The 17,147-nt window shown below is 35.8% G+C and carries 14 protein-coding genes; all 14 read right to left on the minus strand.

Features of this window, described 5'->3' with window-relative positions; genetic code table 11:
• Positions 1-619: 619 nt before the first annotated feature.
• The gene (locus tag WMO14_RS03080; protein ID WP_349153245.1) at positions 620-1,306 is read right to left on the minus strand and encodes a hypothetical protein; all 687 of its coding nucleotides are present in this window, start codon (positions 1,304-1,306) and stop codon (positions 620-622) included.
• Between the two features lie 244 nt (positions 1,307-1,550).
• Positions 1,551-2,222 carry an HAD family hydrolase gene (locus WMO14_RS03085; protein ID WP_022502148.1) on the minus strand — a complete coding sequence of 224 codons (672 nt, stop codon included), beginning with the start codon at positions 2,220-2,222 and terminating at the stop codon, positions 1,551-1,553.
• 55 nt (positions 2,223-2,277) lie between these two features.
• Entirely contained in the window at positions 2,278-3,186 is a 909-nt protein-coding gene (locus WMO14_RS03090; RefSeq protein ID WP_349153246.1) for a hypothetical protein, read from the minus strand.
• Positions 3,187-3,218: 32 nt separating this feature from the next.
• Entirely contained in the window at positions 3,219-5,120 is a 1,902-nt protein-coding gene (locus WMO14_RS03095; protein WP_349153247.1) for an alpha-amylase, read from the minus strand.
• Between the two features lie 33 nt (positions 5,121-5,153).
• Positions 5,154-6,098, minus strand: a complete 945-nt coding sequence (locus WMO14_RS03100) for a radical SAM protein (protein WP_055174184.1) — start codon at positions 6,096-6,098, stop codon at positions 5,154-5,156.
• A 120-nt stretch (positions 6,099-6,218) separates the two neighbouring features.
• Positions 6,219-6,908, minus strand: coding sequence for a ClpP family protease (locus WMO14_RS03105; RefSeq protein WP_090139801.1), 690 nt, complete (start codon positions 6,906-6,908; stop codon positions 6,219-6,221).
• Between the two features lie 132 nt (positions 6,909-7,040).
• Complete coding sequence (locus WMO14_RS03110) at positions 7,041-8,348, minus strand: GH25 family lysozyme (protein ID WP_349153248.1); 1,308 nt, start codon at positions 8,346-8,348, stop codon at positions 7,041-7,043.
• Positions 8,349-8,466: 118 nt separating this feature from the next.
• Positions 8,467-9,978, minus strand: coding sequence for a DNA/RNA helicase domain-containing protein (locus tag WMO14_RS03115; protein WP_349153249.1), 1,512 nt, complete (start codon positions 9,976-9,978; stop codon positions 8,467-8,469).
• A 174-nt stretch (positions 9,979-10,152) separates the two neighbouring features.
• Positions 10,153-11,166, minus strand: a complete 1,014-nt coding sequence (galE, locus tag WMO14_RS03120; RefSeq protein WP_055306095.1) for a UDP-glucose 4-epimerase GalE — start codon at positions 11,164-11,166, stop codon at positions 10,153-10,155.
• A 52-nt stretch (positions 11,167-11,218) separates the two neighbouring features.
• Entirely contained in the window at positions 11,219-11,644 is a 426-nt protein-coding gene (locus WMO14_RS03125; protein WP_349153250.1) for a hypothetical protein, read from the minus strand.
• On the minus strand, positions 11,644-12,396 hold the full coding sequence (locus tag WMO14_RS03130) for a zinc ribbon domain-containing protein (protein WP_349153251.1): 753 nt from the start codon (positions 12,394-12,396) through the stop codon (positions 11,644-11,646). The genes WMO14_RS03125 and WMO14_RS03130 overlap by 1 nt, the downstream gene beginning before the upstream one ends.
• The gene (locus tag WMO14_RS03135) at positions 12,393-13,193 is read right to left on the minus strand and encodes a zinc ribbon domain-containing protein (RefSeq protein WP_055174179.1); all 801 of its coding nucleotides are present in this window, start codon (positions 13,191-13,193) and stop codon (positions 12,393-12,395) included. The genes WMO14_RS03130 and WMO14_RS03135 overlap by 4 nt, the downstream gene beginning before the upstream one ends.
• A gap of 113 nt (positions 13,194-13,306) precedes the next feature.
• The gene (locus WMO14_RS03140; protein ID WP_349153252.1) at positions 13,307-14,536 is read right to left on the minus strand and encodes a UTP--glucose-1-phosphate uridylyltransferase; all 1,230 of its coding nucleotides are present in this window, start codon (positions 14,534-14,536) and stop codon (positions 13,307-13,309) included.
• 76 nt (positions 14,537-14,612) lie between these two features.
• Positions 14,613-17,114 (minus strand): lectin like domain-containing protein, encoded by a 2,502-nt coding sequence (locus tag WMO14_RS03145; protein WP_349153253.1) that lies wholly within the window; start codon positions 17,112-17,114, stop codon positions 14,613-14,615.
• Positions 17,115-17,147: the final 33 nt, after the last annotated feature.

Genomic DNA, 17,147 nt, shown 5'->3' on the forward strand with positions numbered 1-17,147 from the left:
CTCACTTCTTATTAATCTTCCTGTCAGATATCAGACTTTTTCTTATCGCTTAAAATTTATTATGTAAAGAGATTCCTATCACACAAAAAAGTCCCCGACAGGACATTCCTGTCAGGGACGATAAATCTCGTGGTGCCACCCTTATTCACAAGTACATTCAACTACATATCATAATATATTATATCACTTATGCTGTGCATATTATATACACATCAAATGCTTTACAAGCCTTTAAGTGAAACCGAATAATTCATATTACCATTATATGTATATACAGCATATATGGCAATCATATACAGTGTTATAATTATAATATAACTATAAGCTGTTATACATATAATGTTATTAAAATATACTTATCTCATTATCGGATACTATTATATCCTCCCTCTATAACGTGAGGACACGTCACAGACTACTAGGCTGTTACGCTGTTAATCTGTGCATCTCCCAAGCCCATTCCTTTATGACTCCCATACCAGCTTTCCATCACCGCCGGCTCTCTGTAATGTTCCTTCATAAAGTACTATCTTGTTCGCAGACTTTAGTGTATTAAAATGTTGAAGTTATGATAGCACTAACTAACCAATACGTCAACCCCAAAAATCAAATTTTTCCACTACATCAATTTTTCCACTTCATCAATATTTCCAATGGGCATTTCTGTATCATTATCTTCTTTTTCTTCCCAGCCCTGTGCATTTTTATTTTTATTATTAGCTGCCTTTTCCTTTGCCTCTTTCTCTGTATTAGGAAGTGCTTTATACTCATCAGACTTTCTGAACTCCTTATATACATCATCATATGCTGCCATAATTTCTTTCCTGGCTGGGTCATCCTCACTTATTCTTGACATAGCCTGTGTATATATGTCTGCCGCTTTTTCCTTTGACGTAGCACTTTTAAGTTGTTTCTTTAACGACTCTCTTAATACCTGAACCTTTGCCGCCTTGGCATAAGTCACAGGGTCGTTCTTTCTTAAATACTGCATTTCGTCTGCACTAAGCTTCTTACCTGACTCTAACTTACGGTACAGCTTCTGTACGAATTTCTTTTTTTCTTCTTCACTCATTCCGGTTGTCGGGTCAAATATAGAATCAACCGCTTCCTTTAACTGCAAACCTATAGATAATGTATCAATCTTAGCACTCTTATCCTCATTTTCTGCATAATCTTTTCTATACTTTTTAAAAAGATTATTGATAAGCCTTGTAGTTTTGCTCGTGCCTTTGGATTTATTATTGTTGTACAATGCCATACGGCAGCTATTTACTGCTGAGTTAATCTGTTTATCTTGTGTATTCATACTTACCTCCCTGGACATTCCAAAAAAAGATGGCACTGATAAAAAGTGCCATCCGTAGCGTATATTTAACATCCGTGTTATTATATATTTCATTGGTCAGCCGTATAAGCTTACGGCTTATTATTTACGAATAATATATCGTACAAAATATATAATACCTTAATATTAATACATAAAATAATTATAGCAGAATTTTTTTAAATATAGTCTTTAGCCACTCAAGGTTACTTTTCAGGTAATATAATTACAAAAGAATATCTTTAAGCTCTTTAAAGCTGTCTATTACCCCAACATATAAAGAAGGTTCAACTTCACCAAAACCATACTCGGCATATATAAAGTCTATTTCAGCTTCCCTTGCCGCATTGGCATCACCTGCTGTATCACCGACATATACCGGATTGCTAAGATTATTTCTTTCTATAAGTGTTCTGTTGCTTACTGCCTTTGGTGCTCTTGTTCTGCCCCAGCACTCTGTATCACTAAAATATTTTTCAAGCTTATGTGCCTTTATAAATGCTTCAATATATCCGTCCTGACAGTTGCTTACTATATACAATGGATATTTTGTCTTAAGCTCTTTAAGTGTTGCCTCAAGCTCTGGAAATAGCACTCCACCCATCTTTTCAAGATATCCATTTTCAAATTCGCACAGCTCGTCCATAAGTGCATTTCTTACTTCTTCCTTCTCATCAGGAAACAGCTTTGCCGCAATATCATACATAGGAAGTCCCATACACTGTCCCAGTTCTTCTATTGTTATAGGCTCTCTTACTATCTCTTTATGTCTGTCTAATATAATATTCCACGCTTCACATATAGGCTTTGATGAGTTCCATAATGTTCCGTCAAGGTCAAATATTATGCTGTCATACTTGTTTTTTAAATCCATATTCTTCTCCATTTTAATCATCATTTCTGTTCCTGCTTTGTGCACATAACGATTTTAATTCATAAGCTTAATTCATAAATTACGCATTTTCAAGACATCTGTCTAACTCTGCAAGTACTCCTTCAAGCTGTTGTTCATTAGTTATATCATATACAATAGAAAAACAATCCTTTGCAAGTGCATATTCCTTATCCTTAAGCATTAACTCTCCAACCCTGTATACAATACCGATCGTCTTAGAGTCCGGGCCCGGCTCAACATTTTCTTTATCAAACATTGCCTGCATTGTGCGGATATCATATTCTTTATCATCCTTAGTTACGCCCTTATCTTTGGCTTCCTTAAGTGCATTTTCTATATAATTAAGCTCTGAATCTGCATTATCTGTGTGGTAATAGATATTACTGTATGTGTAGCACGCCTTTGCCATATCTGTGTTGTATGATGAAAGATAATAAAAGCCCATATTTCTGTAATACCTTGCCATAGTTGCCCTTGTACAGCAAAATCTATATGCCTGCTTAGTGACATCAAGGTATCTTGACATCATATTAAGGTATTTGTAACATTCTGCAAGCCCAAGATATGAATCCAAATCAACCGGATTCCAGCATAGTGCTTTCTTATAGGCGTCTTCTGCCCTCTTGTACTTTTGAAGCTTCACGCATAAATCAGCATAAGTCCTGTAATATTCTGCAATTGGAAGCTCTGGCATAAGTATTTCTTGCTGTGGCTCAAAATAGCACGCATATATATAATATTCCATAATATGATTAGTACACAGCCATATTGTATCCGTACCTTCTGACTTTCTTACATTAAGATCATTATCCAGCATACCAGCTTTTCTTTTATCTTCGTATTCAAGCTCTATGACATCTAACACCTTCATAAGTATATCTGCCGCTTTATCATAATCTCCTGAATTAAATACTTCCTCATAATCTCCATACTGGCTCTTTAATTCATTAAGCTTTGTGTAATCCATTTTAACTTTTTCCTTTCCGGATATTATAACTTTTAGTATCTTTTCTTAATAATTCTGGCTTTTTTCTTTTCTTGATATTCTGCCACAAGGATTGCTATGCTTCTTTCCGGTACACAGACGCTTCTTGCTTCTTTATCAATAAATGCTTTATCCTGCCCATCATTCGTGGCTGCTATTATCTTAAAGTTGCTGCTTCCCTCAACCTTTGGCAGGGCAAGATTGTGCTTTTCCCAATGCATATTATAAGCTATGTATATAAGGCTTCTTGACTTATCATCTGCGTAGGAATTGCAATACATAATTCCTATCTGCCTGCAATAATTCTCCATATCAGCATACCACGCATTGCCTCCGTGATATGACATATCCGGATAACCTAATGATTTGGAGTCACTTAACGAAAGACTTTCCCTGCTGTGAAGAATACCATATTTCTTTCTTAAGCCAATAAGCTTCTTAGTCCATTCCAATATCTGCATTGAATCATTGCTTGTTCTCCAGTTCACCCACGAAAGCTCACTATCTATGCAATAAGGGTTATTATTTCCCTGCTGGGTGTTCATAAATTCATCTCCCGCAAGAATAAGCGGCGTACCCTGCGATAATATAACCATAACAAGAGCATTTTTAATCTGCTTAATTCTTAACTGTCTTACCTTAAGCTTTCTCGTACTGCCTTCTTCGCCGCAATTCCAGCTGAAATTATAATTCTCACCATCTCTATTATTCTCGCCATTAAGCTCGTTATGCTTGCGGTCGTAGCTCACCAGATCATACAGTGTAAAGCCATTATTACTTGCCACATAATTGATAACCGCAGCATTATATGGATTAGCACCTGCCATATTAATAAATGGCCTTAACATATCCTCATCACCTTTTAAATAACGCCTTATCGTATTCTGTGCATCATTATTACAGCTTGCCATATGCTTATATGTACCCCTGTCTGAATTCCAGCCGACAGTAATTATCTTTGTATCTGCAAGCTGTGGATCTGCTGCCAGCACATTTAGGGAATGTTCATCACAGTACAGGTGCACTCCGTCTATATGGTATTCCCTTACCCAGTACCTCACGCATTCAAGAATATATGCCGTTTTAACACCGTCAAAGAAGAATTCCATCACAACTTCAATTCCGTTATTATGCAGGCATTTTACCATATTCTTGAATTCTGTCGTGTAATCATTATATTTACCTGCCTTTTCACTAATATTATCCTCTGCTGGTATACTGTAAGATGCCTTAGGTGCATAATAAAATGCCTTGGTATAGCCCCAGCAGTTAAGCTTTTCTGCCTTTTTAGTAACAGTATTATTATAAATGCTTCCTTTTATCACACCATATCTTAAATATTCACTGCTGTCTATGAATTGAGGAAATCTGTATGCCTCATCAAATTCATATGCCGGCATAAATTCAAGCGTAGTAATACCAAGTTCCTTAAGATATGGTATTTTCTCTACAATCCCCCTGAATGTCCCCTTTGCCTTTACCTTTGATGACCTGCTTTTTGTAAATCCACGCACATTAAGCTTATAAAAAACACAGTCATTATATGGCAGATGCAGTGGCACATCACCTTCCCAATTAAAGCTTTCAAGCTTTACCGGACTTAAATGTAATGTATTTTCTTGCTCAACTCCAAATACTTCACAGCCTGTAACCGCCTTGGCATAAGGATCAACAATATATTCATCATCAGCCTTGTAACAATACAACATTCTCTCTATATTATCATCACACACACATACAGAATATACTGTCCCCATTCTTTTTTTTAACGGAATTTCCTCTTTTAATTCAAGAGTATCCCTATCAAAAAAGCATAGTTTTATATCCGTATCCGTACTACAATCATAAGCAAAATTATATCCATTTTCTATCCTGTTACACCCCATAATACAAGGGTTACCACTCTCACATCGCATAATATGCCTCCATTTCAACTGTCTTATACTTTATCATAATAATCCAGTATAATCAAATTCTGGAATAAAGCTTTCATCTGCTGTACCGCCCTCTTGTATAAAGCCGTTGACAACACCTAATTCAATGGCATAATCTACAACCTCATCATATTCTTTCTTAGTGACCCTCCTGTTAAGATTATCGTATTCCTTAATTCTGTTTATCGGTGTGTACTGGTTCATAATGCTTATGTATATGTCATCTTTATATGTATCATACAGGTACTTGATTACAGCCTTGGAGTCTTTCACACACGCAGGCAGAAGAAGATGTCTTACTATGACACCTCTCTTCATAATCTGCTCTTCAACATACCCCTCTTTTACGAGTTCATCTTCTGCTGTAAAGAATACCGGCTTACCTGTCTGTCTTATCATTTCTTCTAATGCTTTCTTCGCAGTTTCTGTATAATCTGCAGCATATGAATACTGCTGTGAAAGCCTGCTGTCCATATATTTAAAATCCGGCAGATATACATCCACTATGCCATCTAACATTCTTAATGTTTCAACATTTTCATATGCACTTGTATTGTATACAACCGGTATTCTAAGTCCTTTATTTCTTGCCTTTTCTATTGCCTTTATTATTGGAATTGTAAAATGTGTTGGCGTTACAAGATTAATATTATCAGCCTTATTATCCTGCAGACGAAGCATAACATCGCTCAGCTCATCTACAGATAATTCCTTTCCAACCTTTGCAGAAGCTATATCGTGATTCTGACAGAATACACATCTTAATGTACAGCCCGAAAAGAATATAGCACCACTTCCACGCTCTCCTGATATGCAGGGTTCTTCCCACATATGAAGTGCAGCCCTTGCCGCCATAATTTTATCATTCATAAGACAATAACCTTTATTATGTGTTCTGTCAATATTACAACGCCTTGGGCATATATTACATTTGTTATCTGGCTGTGTGCTTTGTGTCATCATAATCCTCATTTCTGCATATGTTTACTATTCTGCATATCTTTATTGTTCTTCTATTTATTCTTCTGTATATGTTCATTGTCTTCTATTATTGTTCCGCATATGTTGATTGCCTTTTATTTACTCTTCTTTGTTCATAAGCTCTTTTATCTTATTGAATGCGTGGCTTATTCCGCCTACTTCATTAATAAGCCCGGCTTTCACTGCATCTTCTCCTACAAGAATTGTTCCCAGATCCTTTGTAAGCATTTCTGTATTCATCATCATATTCTCTACTTCTTTTTCTTTTGTGTCGCTTTTTCTTGCAATAAATGAGACAATCCTTTTCTGTATGCGTTCAAAATAATCATAAGTCTGTCTTGCACCTATTATATTTCCATTCATTCTCACCGGATGTACTATCATTGTAGCTGTTGGAACAATAAATGAATAATCTGTGCTTACAGCAAGAGGAACACCTATACTGTGGGAATCTCCTATAACAAGAGATACCGTTGGCTTGTGCATTGACGCAATCATTTCGGACAATGCAAGCCCTGCACTTACATCTCCTCCGACCGTATTCATTAAAAATAATACTCCACCTATTGCATCATCATTTTCCACCGCAGCAAGCTGTGGAAGCAGATGTTCATACTTGGTTGTCTTGCTTGCAGCTGGAAGATTATCGTGTCCTTCTATCTCACCTATTATTGTAATTAGCTTAATCTTCTTTCCATTTTTATCCTCAAGCACAACCTGTCCATCTTTATTATCACTATCTTCACTCATATATGTGCTGACTCCTTTACAATATTCCTGACCTTTCATAAAAATCCTGGCCTATACAATACTATGTCAGCACACCCCAGAACACTTCTTATAAAGAATGTACTGACTTATCATCTTATAATATTGCCAATATTGTAAATATTATGCCAAATATTCTGTATCCATAAATATTTATTTTATAATTATCTGGAACCGGTCTATCTTCCTGCCTATAATGCCTGCATAACCGTCCTGTCCATTGTCTGTTTCATTGTCTGTCTGATAAGAATAATAATCCATATTCTTTCTGCTTACCCTGTAGTACGCATAATGATATCTTCCGTCTTTTAATGTTGCATATGGTGTCGCTTCATTTATAAGCAATGATGCCGGTGTATAATAATACACTTCAACCGCCTCAATCTCAGCTCCATTTCCTGCATAACCATTATAATAGTCATTAATATCTGAATTTCTGCTGTCAACATATGAAAGCCACCTGCCACCGGCATATACTCTGTATACAGCATAACCTTTATCAGTTGATAAGGTTATTCCAGTTATTCCAGTCCCCTGTATTCCTGCATAATCTTCATCATTAACTACCTCAGGAAGCCAGTAACTGCCTCTAATCTGTGCCCTGTAGATTACATTTACATTGGTATCAACATTTACTGCTTCAATTGCAGAACTTCCAGCAGCTTTATCTATACGTTCTATATTCTCTCCGTTATCGTCTGTATCTGGTCTATCTTTAAATGGTGAGCTGTAATCTGCATAAAATATATTGCCATCAAATTCGTGCCCATCTATTAAGTATGCTCCAAACTGCCACATCATACAATCCATACCAGGTTCTTCTATACCCCAGTGTGCAAGCCACATATTAAAACCTCTGGTATTCGCAAGCCGCTCCAAATTCAGTACATTTTTATAATAATTATAGTTAGCATATACGCCTGTCTTATAGCCTTCTTTATCCATAGCTTCAATAAATTGTATACAAAAATCCGTTAAAAGCTCACCATCTTTGTATACATCAAGTCCATTACTCTCCTTGTATCCGTCTGCATCTTCCATATCAAACCATACGCCACGGACAGGACTTCGCCCCTGCAACATTCTTAGTGTATGATTAATCTCAGATGTCACTTCATCACTTGTAAGTGCATAACTGTATATATATACACCATAAGGTATTCCAAGCCGCTCACATTCATTCATATTACGGATTGCCTGCTTATCATCTTGTCCTTCAATATCATTACCATAACCAATTCTTATTATGACACCTTCTACATGCTCCTCTATCCTGTTCCAGTCTATCAGACCATCGTGACTGCTTACATCTATCACAACTGCACTTACATTAAACACGCTTATGGTAATCATTATTATACTAAGAACAAGCGATACAACAATAGCTGTTAAATGTGTACTTCTGCCCTGTGCTTTATTATTGTCCTTCTTGCTATGTGTAAATTTCGGACTTTTTATCATAAGACATACCACCTCCTTTATATACATATAAAGGATATACCTTGTGTAAGAATACATCTTTAAGCAAGATATATCCTTAATATATGTTATTCTTAAAGGAAGGCTTCGTGCCTGTTAATCAGTCTATATATTCTCTGTTAATTCCACTCTTTATCTCAAGCAGCTTCTCAAATACTTCTTTATTATCAAGTACAATTATGCACAGCTTATCTCTTGCTCTTGTAACCCCCTGATACAGAAGCTTTTCTAATATATCATCAGTATTGTCTTCTACATCAGCAACTAATTCCCCGTACTCGTTATAACGGAATTTGCCATCTATAACTGTAAGCACCTTATCGAATTCTTTTCCTATATAACGGTAGGCATTGAACTGCCTTGTCTTATATCTTTCATTAATATCTTTATATGACTTCTCATAATCTATGTAAATGTACTGCTTTGCCCTGTAATATGCTTTAAGCTTTTTAAATTCATTAATACTGTTGGCATAGGCAATTGTTACACAATCATACTCATAGCCCCTGCCGTGCTTGGTAAGATCAAATAAATTACGCACAAATTCCGCAAGTTCTGGATTGGTTCTTATCTTATCTGAAAGAAAATATTTCACTTCTGATAATTCTTCTATTCTTTTGTCCATTGCCCTTAACTGTTCATGTCTTGATAATACCTGGTCACAGTCATAGAACATAATAATCCTGCTGGCATTACATTCCTTAAGCCACTCAAACTGGTCATCGTGCATTCGCTGTGTTTCATCTACAAGCACATAATCATAATCTTTGATATTATCTTCATTGACAAATTCTTTAGAGGTTATTATTGTAGTGTTACTAATGGTATTCTGCAATATATCTATATTAGGTGTCCTTCTGCCAAAGTGTATTATACATTTAGATAGTTCTTTTGGAAGCTTACGCACTGTATCATACAGAAGAAGTGTCTTTCCTGTTCCAGCTTCACCCTTTATTGAATAATATCTTACTTCACTATTATTAATAAGGCTGTTAAGGAACTTCCTGCTCATAGCCTCCTGCTGGTTCGTAAGAAAATACTGGTGTCTTGCAAACCTTTCTGGTGCATTAACTGGCGATATAAGATAGTCTTTAGCTTTGAACAGACTTTCGATATTGTATTTCATACACTTCTTTATCATTCTTATATCAGCCACAAGCTCTGTAAAATCAGCCATAACAAGTGTATATGTATCGTCACATAGTTCTAATCTATATAATGTATTGGTATTTAGAATAAATGTATACGAATATATATTAGTAGTTACTGGACTAAGGTAATATCTGTTTCTTACAAGCTGCTGCTTTATTCTATCCTCTCCTACATCTTCACTTTTAAGTTCTATATTAAGAATACTTTTTCTGTTAGATGAAATCCTTAATAAATCAAATTCCTTGCTTATATGTGCAATCGTATATGAATAGAAATAGTTATCCAGATCCTCTAACCTTGCACCAGCTTTAATCAATTCCCTTACAAGAATAATAAGTGACTCTTTCTCTCTTATCCTTGTCCTCTGAAAATCTTTTCTCCCCGACAAAATATATTCATACTCAGCAAAATCCTCATTATCACTAACTCTTGTGAGATTATAAATATTAATCGAGTTCATACACTCACCTGCCTTTATAGTAAAATAGAGCATACTATACTTTATAATATGTATGCTCTATCAACTCCGGCACATAGTATATATTAACACTCTCCAATATCCAATAATTATATAACTATCGCGATATTGTAATAGCAATATTAATATTAACACTATATTACGCCGCTATATATTCTACTGTCTGTATCCGTTAGGATTATGGCTCTGCCAGTTCCAACTGTCTTTACACATATCTTCAAGTGTCTTCTTAGCTTCCCAGCCTAGAACCTTAGCCGCTTTAGAGGCATCAGCCCACGAATCAGGTAAATCTCCCGGTCTTCTGTCACCAATCACATAATTAATCTTAACACCTGTTGAACTTTCAAACGCATTAACTATCTCAAGTACACTGTAAGGAGTTCCCGTTCCTAAGTTAAATATCTCAACACCCTTATGTGACTGTGCATATTCAACAGCCTTAAGATGTCCGCAGGCAAGATCTACAACGTGTATATAATCTCTTCTACAAGTACCGTCTGGTGTATCGTAATCTCCGCCAAATATTGTAAGCTGCTCTCTTCTTCCTGCCGCAACCTGTGATACATAAGGCATAAGATTATTAGGAATTCCCTGTGGGTCTTCTCCAATCTTACCTGATGGATGTGCTCCAATTGGATTGAAATAACGAAGAAGTATAACTGTAAGCTCTGAATCCGCATTAGCACAATCTGTAAGAATCTGCTCCATCATAGCCTTAGTCCATCCATATGGATTAGAGCATGCACCTCTTGGCATAGTTTCAACATATGGAGGCTTCTGTTCTCCATATACTGTCGCTGAAGATGAGAATACAATCTTCTTAACTCCTGCTTCTTTCATACACTCAAGAAGTGTAAGTGTTGTATCAATATTGTTACGGTAATACTTGGCTGGAAGTCTTGTTGACTCACCAACTGCCTTAAGTCCAGCAAAATGTATTACACAATCAATCTTATTATCAGCAAATATCTTAGTCATAGCTTCTTTGTCTTTAACATCAGCCTCATAAGATACAATACTTTTTCCAGTTATCTCTTCCACTCTCTTTATAGATTCAGGACAACTGTTACTGTAATCATCAACTATAACAACATCATGTCCTGCATTAAGTAATTCAACTGCTGTATGTGAACCTATATATCCAGCTCCACCTGCTAATAAAACAACCATATGTACCTCCTAATTTTAATATATTATATAATAACCAAGCCCCTATCCAATGTCAAGAAACAGCCATATATGTATTCTTAACTGTTTCAATGGCTTCTTTAAATATTTTTCTGTTAAGTGTCTGTGCCTTAACCTCATACTGTTCTTTAAGCCTATCCGCCTTAGCAGTATCTCCAAGCTTTATGTACATATAATAATCAACAGCAAAGTCATAACATTCAGCAAATGTATAATAATCCTGTTCATCATCTGATATGCTTTTACCTATACCTTTATTATAATTAATTTTTTTGACAAGTCCTGAATAATCTTTTTCCATAAAATCATTAAACAGACTCTCTTCTTCATAACCAGAATACCTTCCCTTGGTACTGTATATATCACGTGCCGTATCGGCTATTGGAGCTATTGATATTATAAGCAATATTCCTGAAATAACATACAACAGCACAAATGGATTAAATTTCTTCTTTGCCATTATCCGTACAACCTCCTTGTAAGAAGTGTAATCACCTCTGTCTGATTCATATCCGGCAATCCAGCAATGTCTTCATCTGTAAAATCACAATAGGCTTTAATAAACAAATGTGCCTTGTTATATACATTTTCTATATAAGAAATACTCTCCTTGCTTTTACCTGTATCATACGATAACACCCTGTTCATAGTGTCTTCTAAATCTACCACTGCTCTCGCTGCCCTGTTAAGATTATCGTCCCACGAATAAGATGAAGAAGAATCATCTGCCTCTTTCACACCGCATATTGCCTTTCTTATTTCAAGATAGTCATATACAACCGTGTAAAAGCTGCTCCAGCCATATTTATTATCATCAGTCATAATCAGGCGGTCTGCTGAATTATACAATTCATAAAGTGTTCCATAATCTTCATTATCCAATAATTCTTTAAGCTGTACCTGTATCTCATCATTGTGGGTTTTATTATATCTCTTATTATCTCTTTCAGTAACACGATAGCCAAACATTGAGTTATTCGCAATAAGAGCTGCCGCAAGAACTATTGCCGATAACATCACTACCGCAATCGGTGTTATATTCTTTACAAACCACTTGCTGTTACTTATTACCTTGCTTCTTGTCCTGTTGAACTTTTTATTATAGTTCTCCATATCATTGGCGTGCTTTAACCCCTGTTCATTAGGAGATCCGCAATTAGGACAGAACTTCTGGTCTAACTGAAGTGGTGCTCCGCAATTATTACATTTCATCTTGTACTCCAATCCTCATAATATTTGTCTTCATATTTCTGTCCAAGTGTATAGTCATAGTAACCATCAACATATATGTCATCTAACTGCTGTTTAATGTCATCTTCTGACATACCGACATAATTAATAAGGTAATCTCTGGCATTATCTACCCACATATCTATTATCTGTCTGTCATCCTTAGAACACGTCATATAACTTCTGTTAGAATATGCCCCTTTACATTCTTTCATATATACAAGGTCAAGTGCATACCTGTAACCTCTTTTAAACTCATATTCCTTTATTGTATCTTTATCCTGCTGTGTTACCCTTATATATATATCTGAAAACGAATCATAATACCAATCATATATCTCTATAAAATTATAATGTTCCCAGTTTCTTAACAGGCTTGAATTACCCTCATAATTGCTGATTATATCTTTGGCTTCTGAATATCTGTGAAGAGTATACAACTCATCCAGCCTGGCTGAATTCTCATCATACCACTCCATAGCTTTATGTATGTCTTCACGCTCTTTCTTGGAATTATTGTAGCGCATATAATCATTACGTCCTATTAATATTCCAAGCATAAGTGCAATAGCCGTTCCTATTAATACATATCCAATACTTTTGGCTATACTATGCCATACATATCTTCTCACATTCTTATCAAGATTATCCATATCACTGTTAATCTTATATAAGTCATTCATATATTTCTTCTCTGCGGCTTCATACTGCATAGCACCACAATACGGACACTTAATATCCTTACTGCTTATATCAGCTCCGCAATTACTACATATCATATATATCTCCCCTTATATTAGAATAATGTCAGCTGGGTATAGGTTAATATTAATAAATGAGGCCTCCCTATTATACGGAAGCCTCATTTATTATATGTACAGATAGAAACCTTTTAAAATTCTATTCCATTAACCTTAAGTAATTCCCTTGCACTTTCAAGTGAATCCTTACCTGTCTTATTCTTAATAGGTGCGAATTCATAATTACGCTCAACTTCATATGGAACACAATTATCCATCATCTCAACCATATCAAGAACAAGCTTTTCAAACTTATAGCCATTAGGTGTTTCTGGCTTAACAAGGTTATCATTCTCATCTATATAAGGTATCTTCTTCTCTACTATATGTAATGGAAGCTTTCTGTTCGCTATCTCAACAAGCTTGTTAAAGCTGAATAAATAATTAAGAATAACTCCAAATCCATATGTAAGCTCACCATCTTCTCTTCTCATATTGGCAAGTTCTTCTGACATCTCATAATACTCAATAATTGAAGGGTGTCCGTTTACCTTACACATTACACCTACCTTCTCGTCTGGTGCACATTTTCTAACAACCTTTGAACCACAATCTGCACCTGAAAGTATTGTTGCACCTACAAATGATGGGTCTGCAATTCTCTGTAAAATATTATCTACTGCAAATACATTTACCAATTCAATGCCCTTGCTTTCCATATCCTTATCAAGTCCTGCATCAATAAGTGATGTAAACCAGCCGCCATTGCCATTAGGTGACATTGCAAGACTGTCAGTGCTTTCCATATAAAGCTTACCATTATAATCAACAGATGGTGCCATACTCTGAATAAAGAACTTAACATAGTCTTTATCATATCCAAAGAAGTTGTGTTCTTCAAAAAATGCTACTGTATCATTATTGTTCTTATCACTTGTCATAATATAAAGTGGCACATATGCACCTGACTGGTTAACTACATCTAATAAGTTATTAATCAACTGCTCGAAAAGGAATAAATCCTTATTAATACCTACATTAAGGGTTCCCTTTGGCTTATCAAGTCCAAGTCTTGTACCCTGTCCACCTGCAAGTAATACTGCGGCAACCTTGCCAGCCTTGATAGCCTCTATACCTTTAGCAGTATATTTATCCTTATTAGCTTTAATATCCTTTATCTCAACAGCTTCCAAAGGCTCTACTTTTCTATCAGATGAATTGTCCTCTGCCTTGTGATTAATGCTTTCAACAACACTCCAGTCTATGCTTGCAACCTGTGCAATAAGCTTCTTAGCTGAAACTTCATCAAGAGCCTCAAGTCTTTTAATTACCTGCTCCTGATTGTGTTCTTTTAATGCATTAATTGCTTCCTGCTTATTCATTGTAATTCTCCTCATATATTATCAAATGTTATTCTTGTTGATTATACAACTTTTTATAATGTAAAGCAAATAAACATTAAATCCTGTATGCCCATCCATTTACAATGTTATATCTTACACCATTGTATACATATGAACCATTCTTTGAGAAGTCTACTTTTCCATTCTCTATATAGAATTCTCCATTCTCATTGCTGGCTATTCCTGTAAAGTTAAAATTGACCTTACCATTCTCTATTCGCCACCAGCCATTTTCATTCTCGGCTATTCCTGTGTAATCAAAGTTGACCCTGCCACCTTCTATCTTCCACCAGCCATTTTCATTCTCGGCTACTCCGTAGTAATCAAAGTTAACTTTGCCGCCTTCTATTCGCCACCAGCCATTCTCATTCTCGGCTACTCCTGTGTAATCAAAGTTGACTTTGCCCCCTTCGATTTTCCACCAGCCGTTTTCATTCTCAGCTATTCCGTTATAATCGAAGTTAACTTTGCCGCCCTCAATTCGCCACCAGCCATTCTCGTTCTCGGCTACTCCAGTGTAATCGAAATTGACTTTACCATTCTCTATTCGCCACCAGCCATTTTCATTAGGTCTTATACCTGTATAGTCATATCTTACTTTTCCATTTTCTACATATAACCAGTCTTTTCCATCATATGTAACATTGGTATATGAAGTATCCACTACTCCGTTTATTACATAATAATTATTCCCTGCATAGCTTACAAAGCCTGTATATGTCTTATCTGCCTGTCCATTATTAAAATATGTAAGCGTTCCATTAACATCTCTTAAACCAGTGTATGTATCTTTCTGCTTTACTGTTACTGTGCAGCTCGCACTCTTTTCATTGCTGCTGGTAGCTGTGATTACTGCTGTTCCTGCTTTTTTTGCTGTCACTTTTCCTGCACTATCTACTGATGCCACAGCTGTATTACTACTACTCCACTTTACTGTCTTATCTAATGTTGTATTAGAAGGACTAATTGTTGCTGTTAATGTCGCACTTTCCCCTTCTGTTAATGACATAGTATCCTTATTAACATGTATACTTTCAATAGGCACATTAGTATCAGCTTCTTTACCATTAGATGTAAATGCTTTTATACAAAAATTATTAGGAGAGTATTTATATACATTTCCTTCTTTATAAAAACTCTTTCCATCAAACTGACTAACTCTCCTGTCCCATATTATAGTTTCGAGTTTTTCTCCTGTAGCCATACTTGTAGCATCTTCTCTATCAAGTGCTGCCTTATCTGTCGTTACAACAACTGAATATGTTGTTCCCGGAGCAAGCTTAATTGGATTACTCAACTCTATTGTATATATACCAGCATATTGTGTATAACCAGTAGTCGTTGCTGTAACCTGTTTAGTTCCACTAAGTGGATTATTAAGATTAGTCAGATTAGTATAAATATCAACAGTATATTTTACATCTGCTGCCTGTGACATTGATACAGATACAGCCTTTAATACTTCATAATCAATTCCAGATTTTTTCTGTGTTGTAAATACATTAGCTCCAGATAATACATTAGATGATCTATAAGTCTCAATACCTCCATCCAGCTGATAATTATTGTCAAAGCCATCATTTGCAACAAAATCAAATACCCATGCTGTATTCTCTAAAGAAAACGTATCATATGACATCCAGAAATAATCACAGTAAGAACCCCAGCTATTCCTTATAAGCCATGCTCCATCATTCGAAGGTTTAAGTCCCTCGAAATTATCTTTGGAAAAATTGTCATTCCATCCAACTATCATAACAGCATGACCACCACCTGCCCGAGCTGTGTCATAATAAGTATAACAGTCACTCTTTCTACTCCATGACATATTATAATCTGAATGATAATACATAACACCTACAGCACCATGCTCCATAATTGCTTCTTTAACACCTGATGTATTCTCTTTAATATTAATCTGATATACATTGTGAAGGTGGGCATCTTTATAACTATATGCGAACTCACCACTTAGTCCTTGTTTAATTGTGTCGTTCGCTTTGCTGTAAGGAACTGTATTCTCTGTTGCTCCTATCCATTGAGCCAGTCTTCTTGATGAATACTGATAATTGCCGCCTCTATTAAGATATGAATAATCTGAATTTTCATTATAATATTTAGCTGTATCCCCCACTGTTCCACCAAGTGGGTCAGTTACAGAATTGTATGTATAATATGCCAATGCCAATTCGCTTAAATCTATATTCTTATCAGCTGCTCCATCATTAATCAGATCGAATTCTGCAAGTCCCAGACTTGAGAATGCCCAACAAGTTCCATATGGATTCTGATTACGATTGTCAGGATATTTGCTTTTAATATCTTCAACACTTGACGGATAGCTAGCAGGCAATTCGCTTAACATTCTTGCCATACCATAGTCTTCATATACAGGAGTATTGCCATCAAGTTCACTTGCTACATACCCTGGAACAAATTGGAATTTTTCCACTGATGAACTATTATTATCATCTCCAGCTGCCCAGGATGTATAGCTAAATGAGCTTATGGCAAGTACAGTACCCAATACCACTGCTAATAGTTTCTTAATTCTCATACTTATACCTCGTTTTCTTCTGTTTTTCACCTA

It is taken from the genome of Lachnospira rogosae (ex Hitch et al. 2025), from assembly GCF_040096455.1.
GTDB lineage: Bacteria > Bacillota > Clostridia > Lachnospirales > Lachnospiraceae > Lachnospira > Lachnospira rogosae.

Excerpts from the sequence above, each read along its gene's own strand:
- WMO14_RS03080 (WP_349153245.1), bottom strand. The coding sequence starts at position 1,306 with ATGAATACACAAGATAAACAGATTAACTCAGCAGTAAATAGCTGCCGT.
- WMO14_RS03085 (WP_022502148.1), bottom strand. The coding sequence starts at position 2,222 with ATGATGATTAAAATGGAGAAGAATATGGATTTAAAAAACAAGTATGAC.
- WMO14_RS03090 (WP_349153246.1), bottom strand. The coding sequence starts at position 3,186 with ATGGATTACACAAAGCTTAATGAATTAAAGAGCCAGTATGGAGATTAT.
- WMO14_RS03095 (WP_349153247.1), bottom strand. The coding sequence starts at position 5,120 with ATGCGATGTGAGAGTGGTAACCCTTGTATTATGGGGTGTAACAGGATA.
- WMO14_RS03100 (WP_055174184.1), bottom strand. The coding sequence starts at position 6,098 with ATGACACAAAGCACACAGCCAGATAACAAATGTAATATATGCCCAAGG.
- WMO14_RS03105 (WP_090139801.1), bottom strand. The coding sequence starts at position 6,908 with ATGAAAGGTCAGGAATATTGTAAAGGAGTCAGCACATATATGAGTGAA.
- WMO14_RS03110 (WP_349153248.1), bottom strand. The coding sequence starts at position 8,348 with ATGATAAAAAGTCCGAAATTTACACATAGCAAGAAGGACAATAATAAA.
- WMO14_RS03115 (WP_349153249.1), bottom strand. The coding sequence starts at position 9,978 with ATGAACTCGATTAATATTTATAATCTCACAAGAGTTAGTGATAATGAG.
- galE (WP_055306095.1), bottom strand. The coding sequence starts at position 11,166 with ATGGTTGTTTTATTAGCAGGTGGAGCTGGATATATAGGTTCACATACA.
- WMO14_RS03125 (WP_349153250.1), bottom strand. The coding sequence starts at position 11,644 with ATGGCAAAGAAGAAATTTAATCCATTTGTGCTGTTGTATGTTATTTCA.
- WMO14_RS03130 (WP_349153251.1), bottom strand. The coding sequence starts at position 12,396 with ATGAAATGTAATAATTGCGGAGCACCACTTCAGTTAGACCAGAAGTTC.
- WMO14_RS03135 (WP_055174179.1), bottom strand. The coding sequence starts at position 13,193 with ATGATATGTAGTAATTGCGGAGCTGATATAAGCAGTAAGGATATTAAG.
- WMO14_RS03140 (WP_349153252.1), bottom strand. The coding sequence starts at position 14,536 with ATGAATAAGCAGGAAGCAATTAATGCATTAAAAGAACACAATCAGGAG.
- WMO14_RS03145 (WP_349153253.1), bottom strand. The coding sequence starts at position 17,114 with ATGAGAATTAAGAAACTATTAGCAGTGGTATTGGGTACTGTACTTGCC.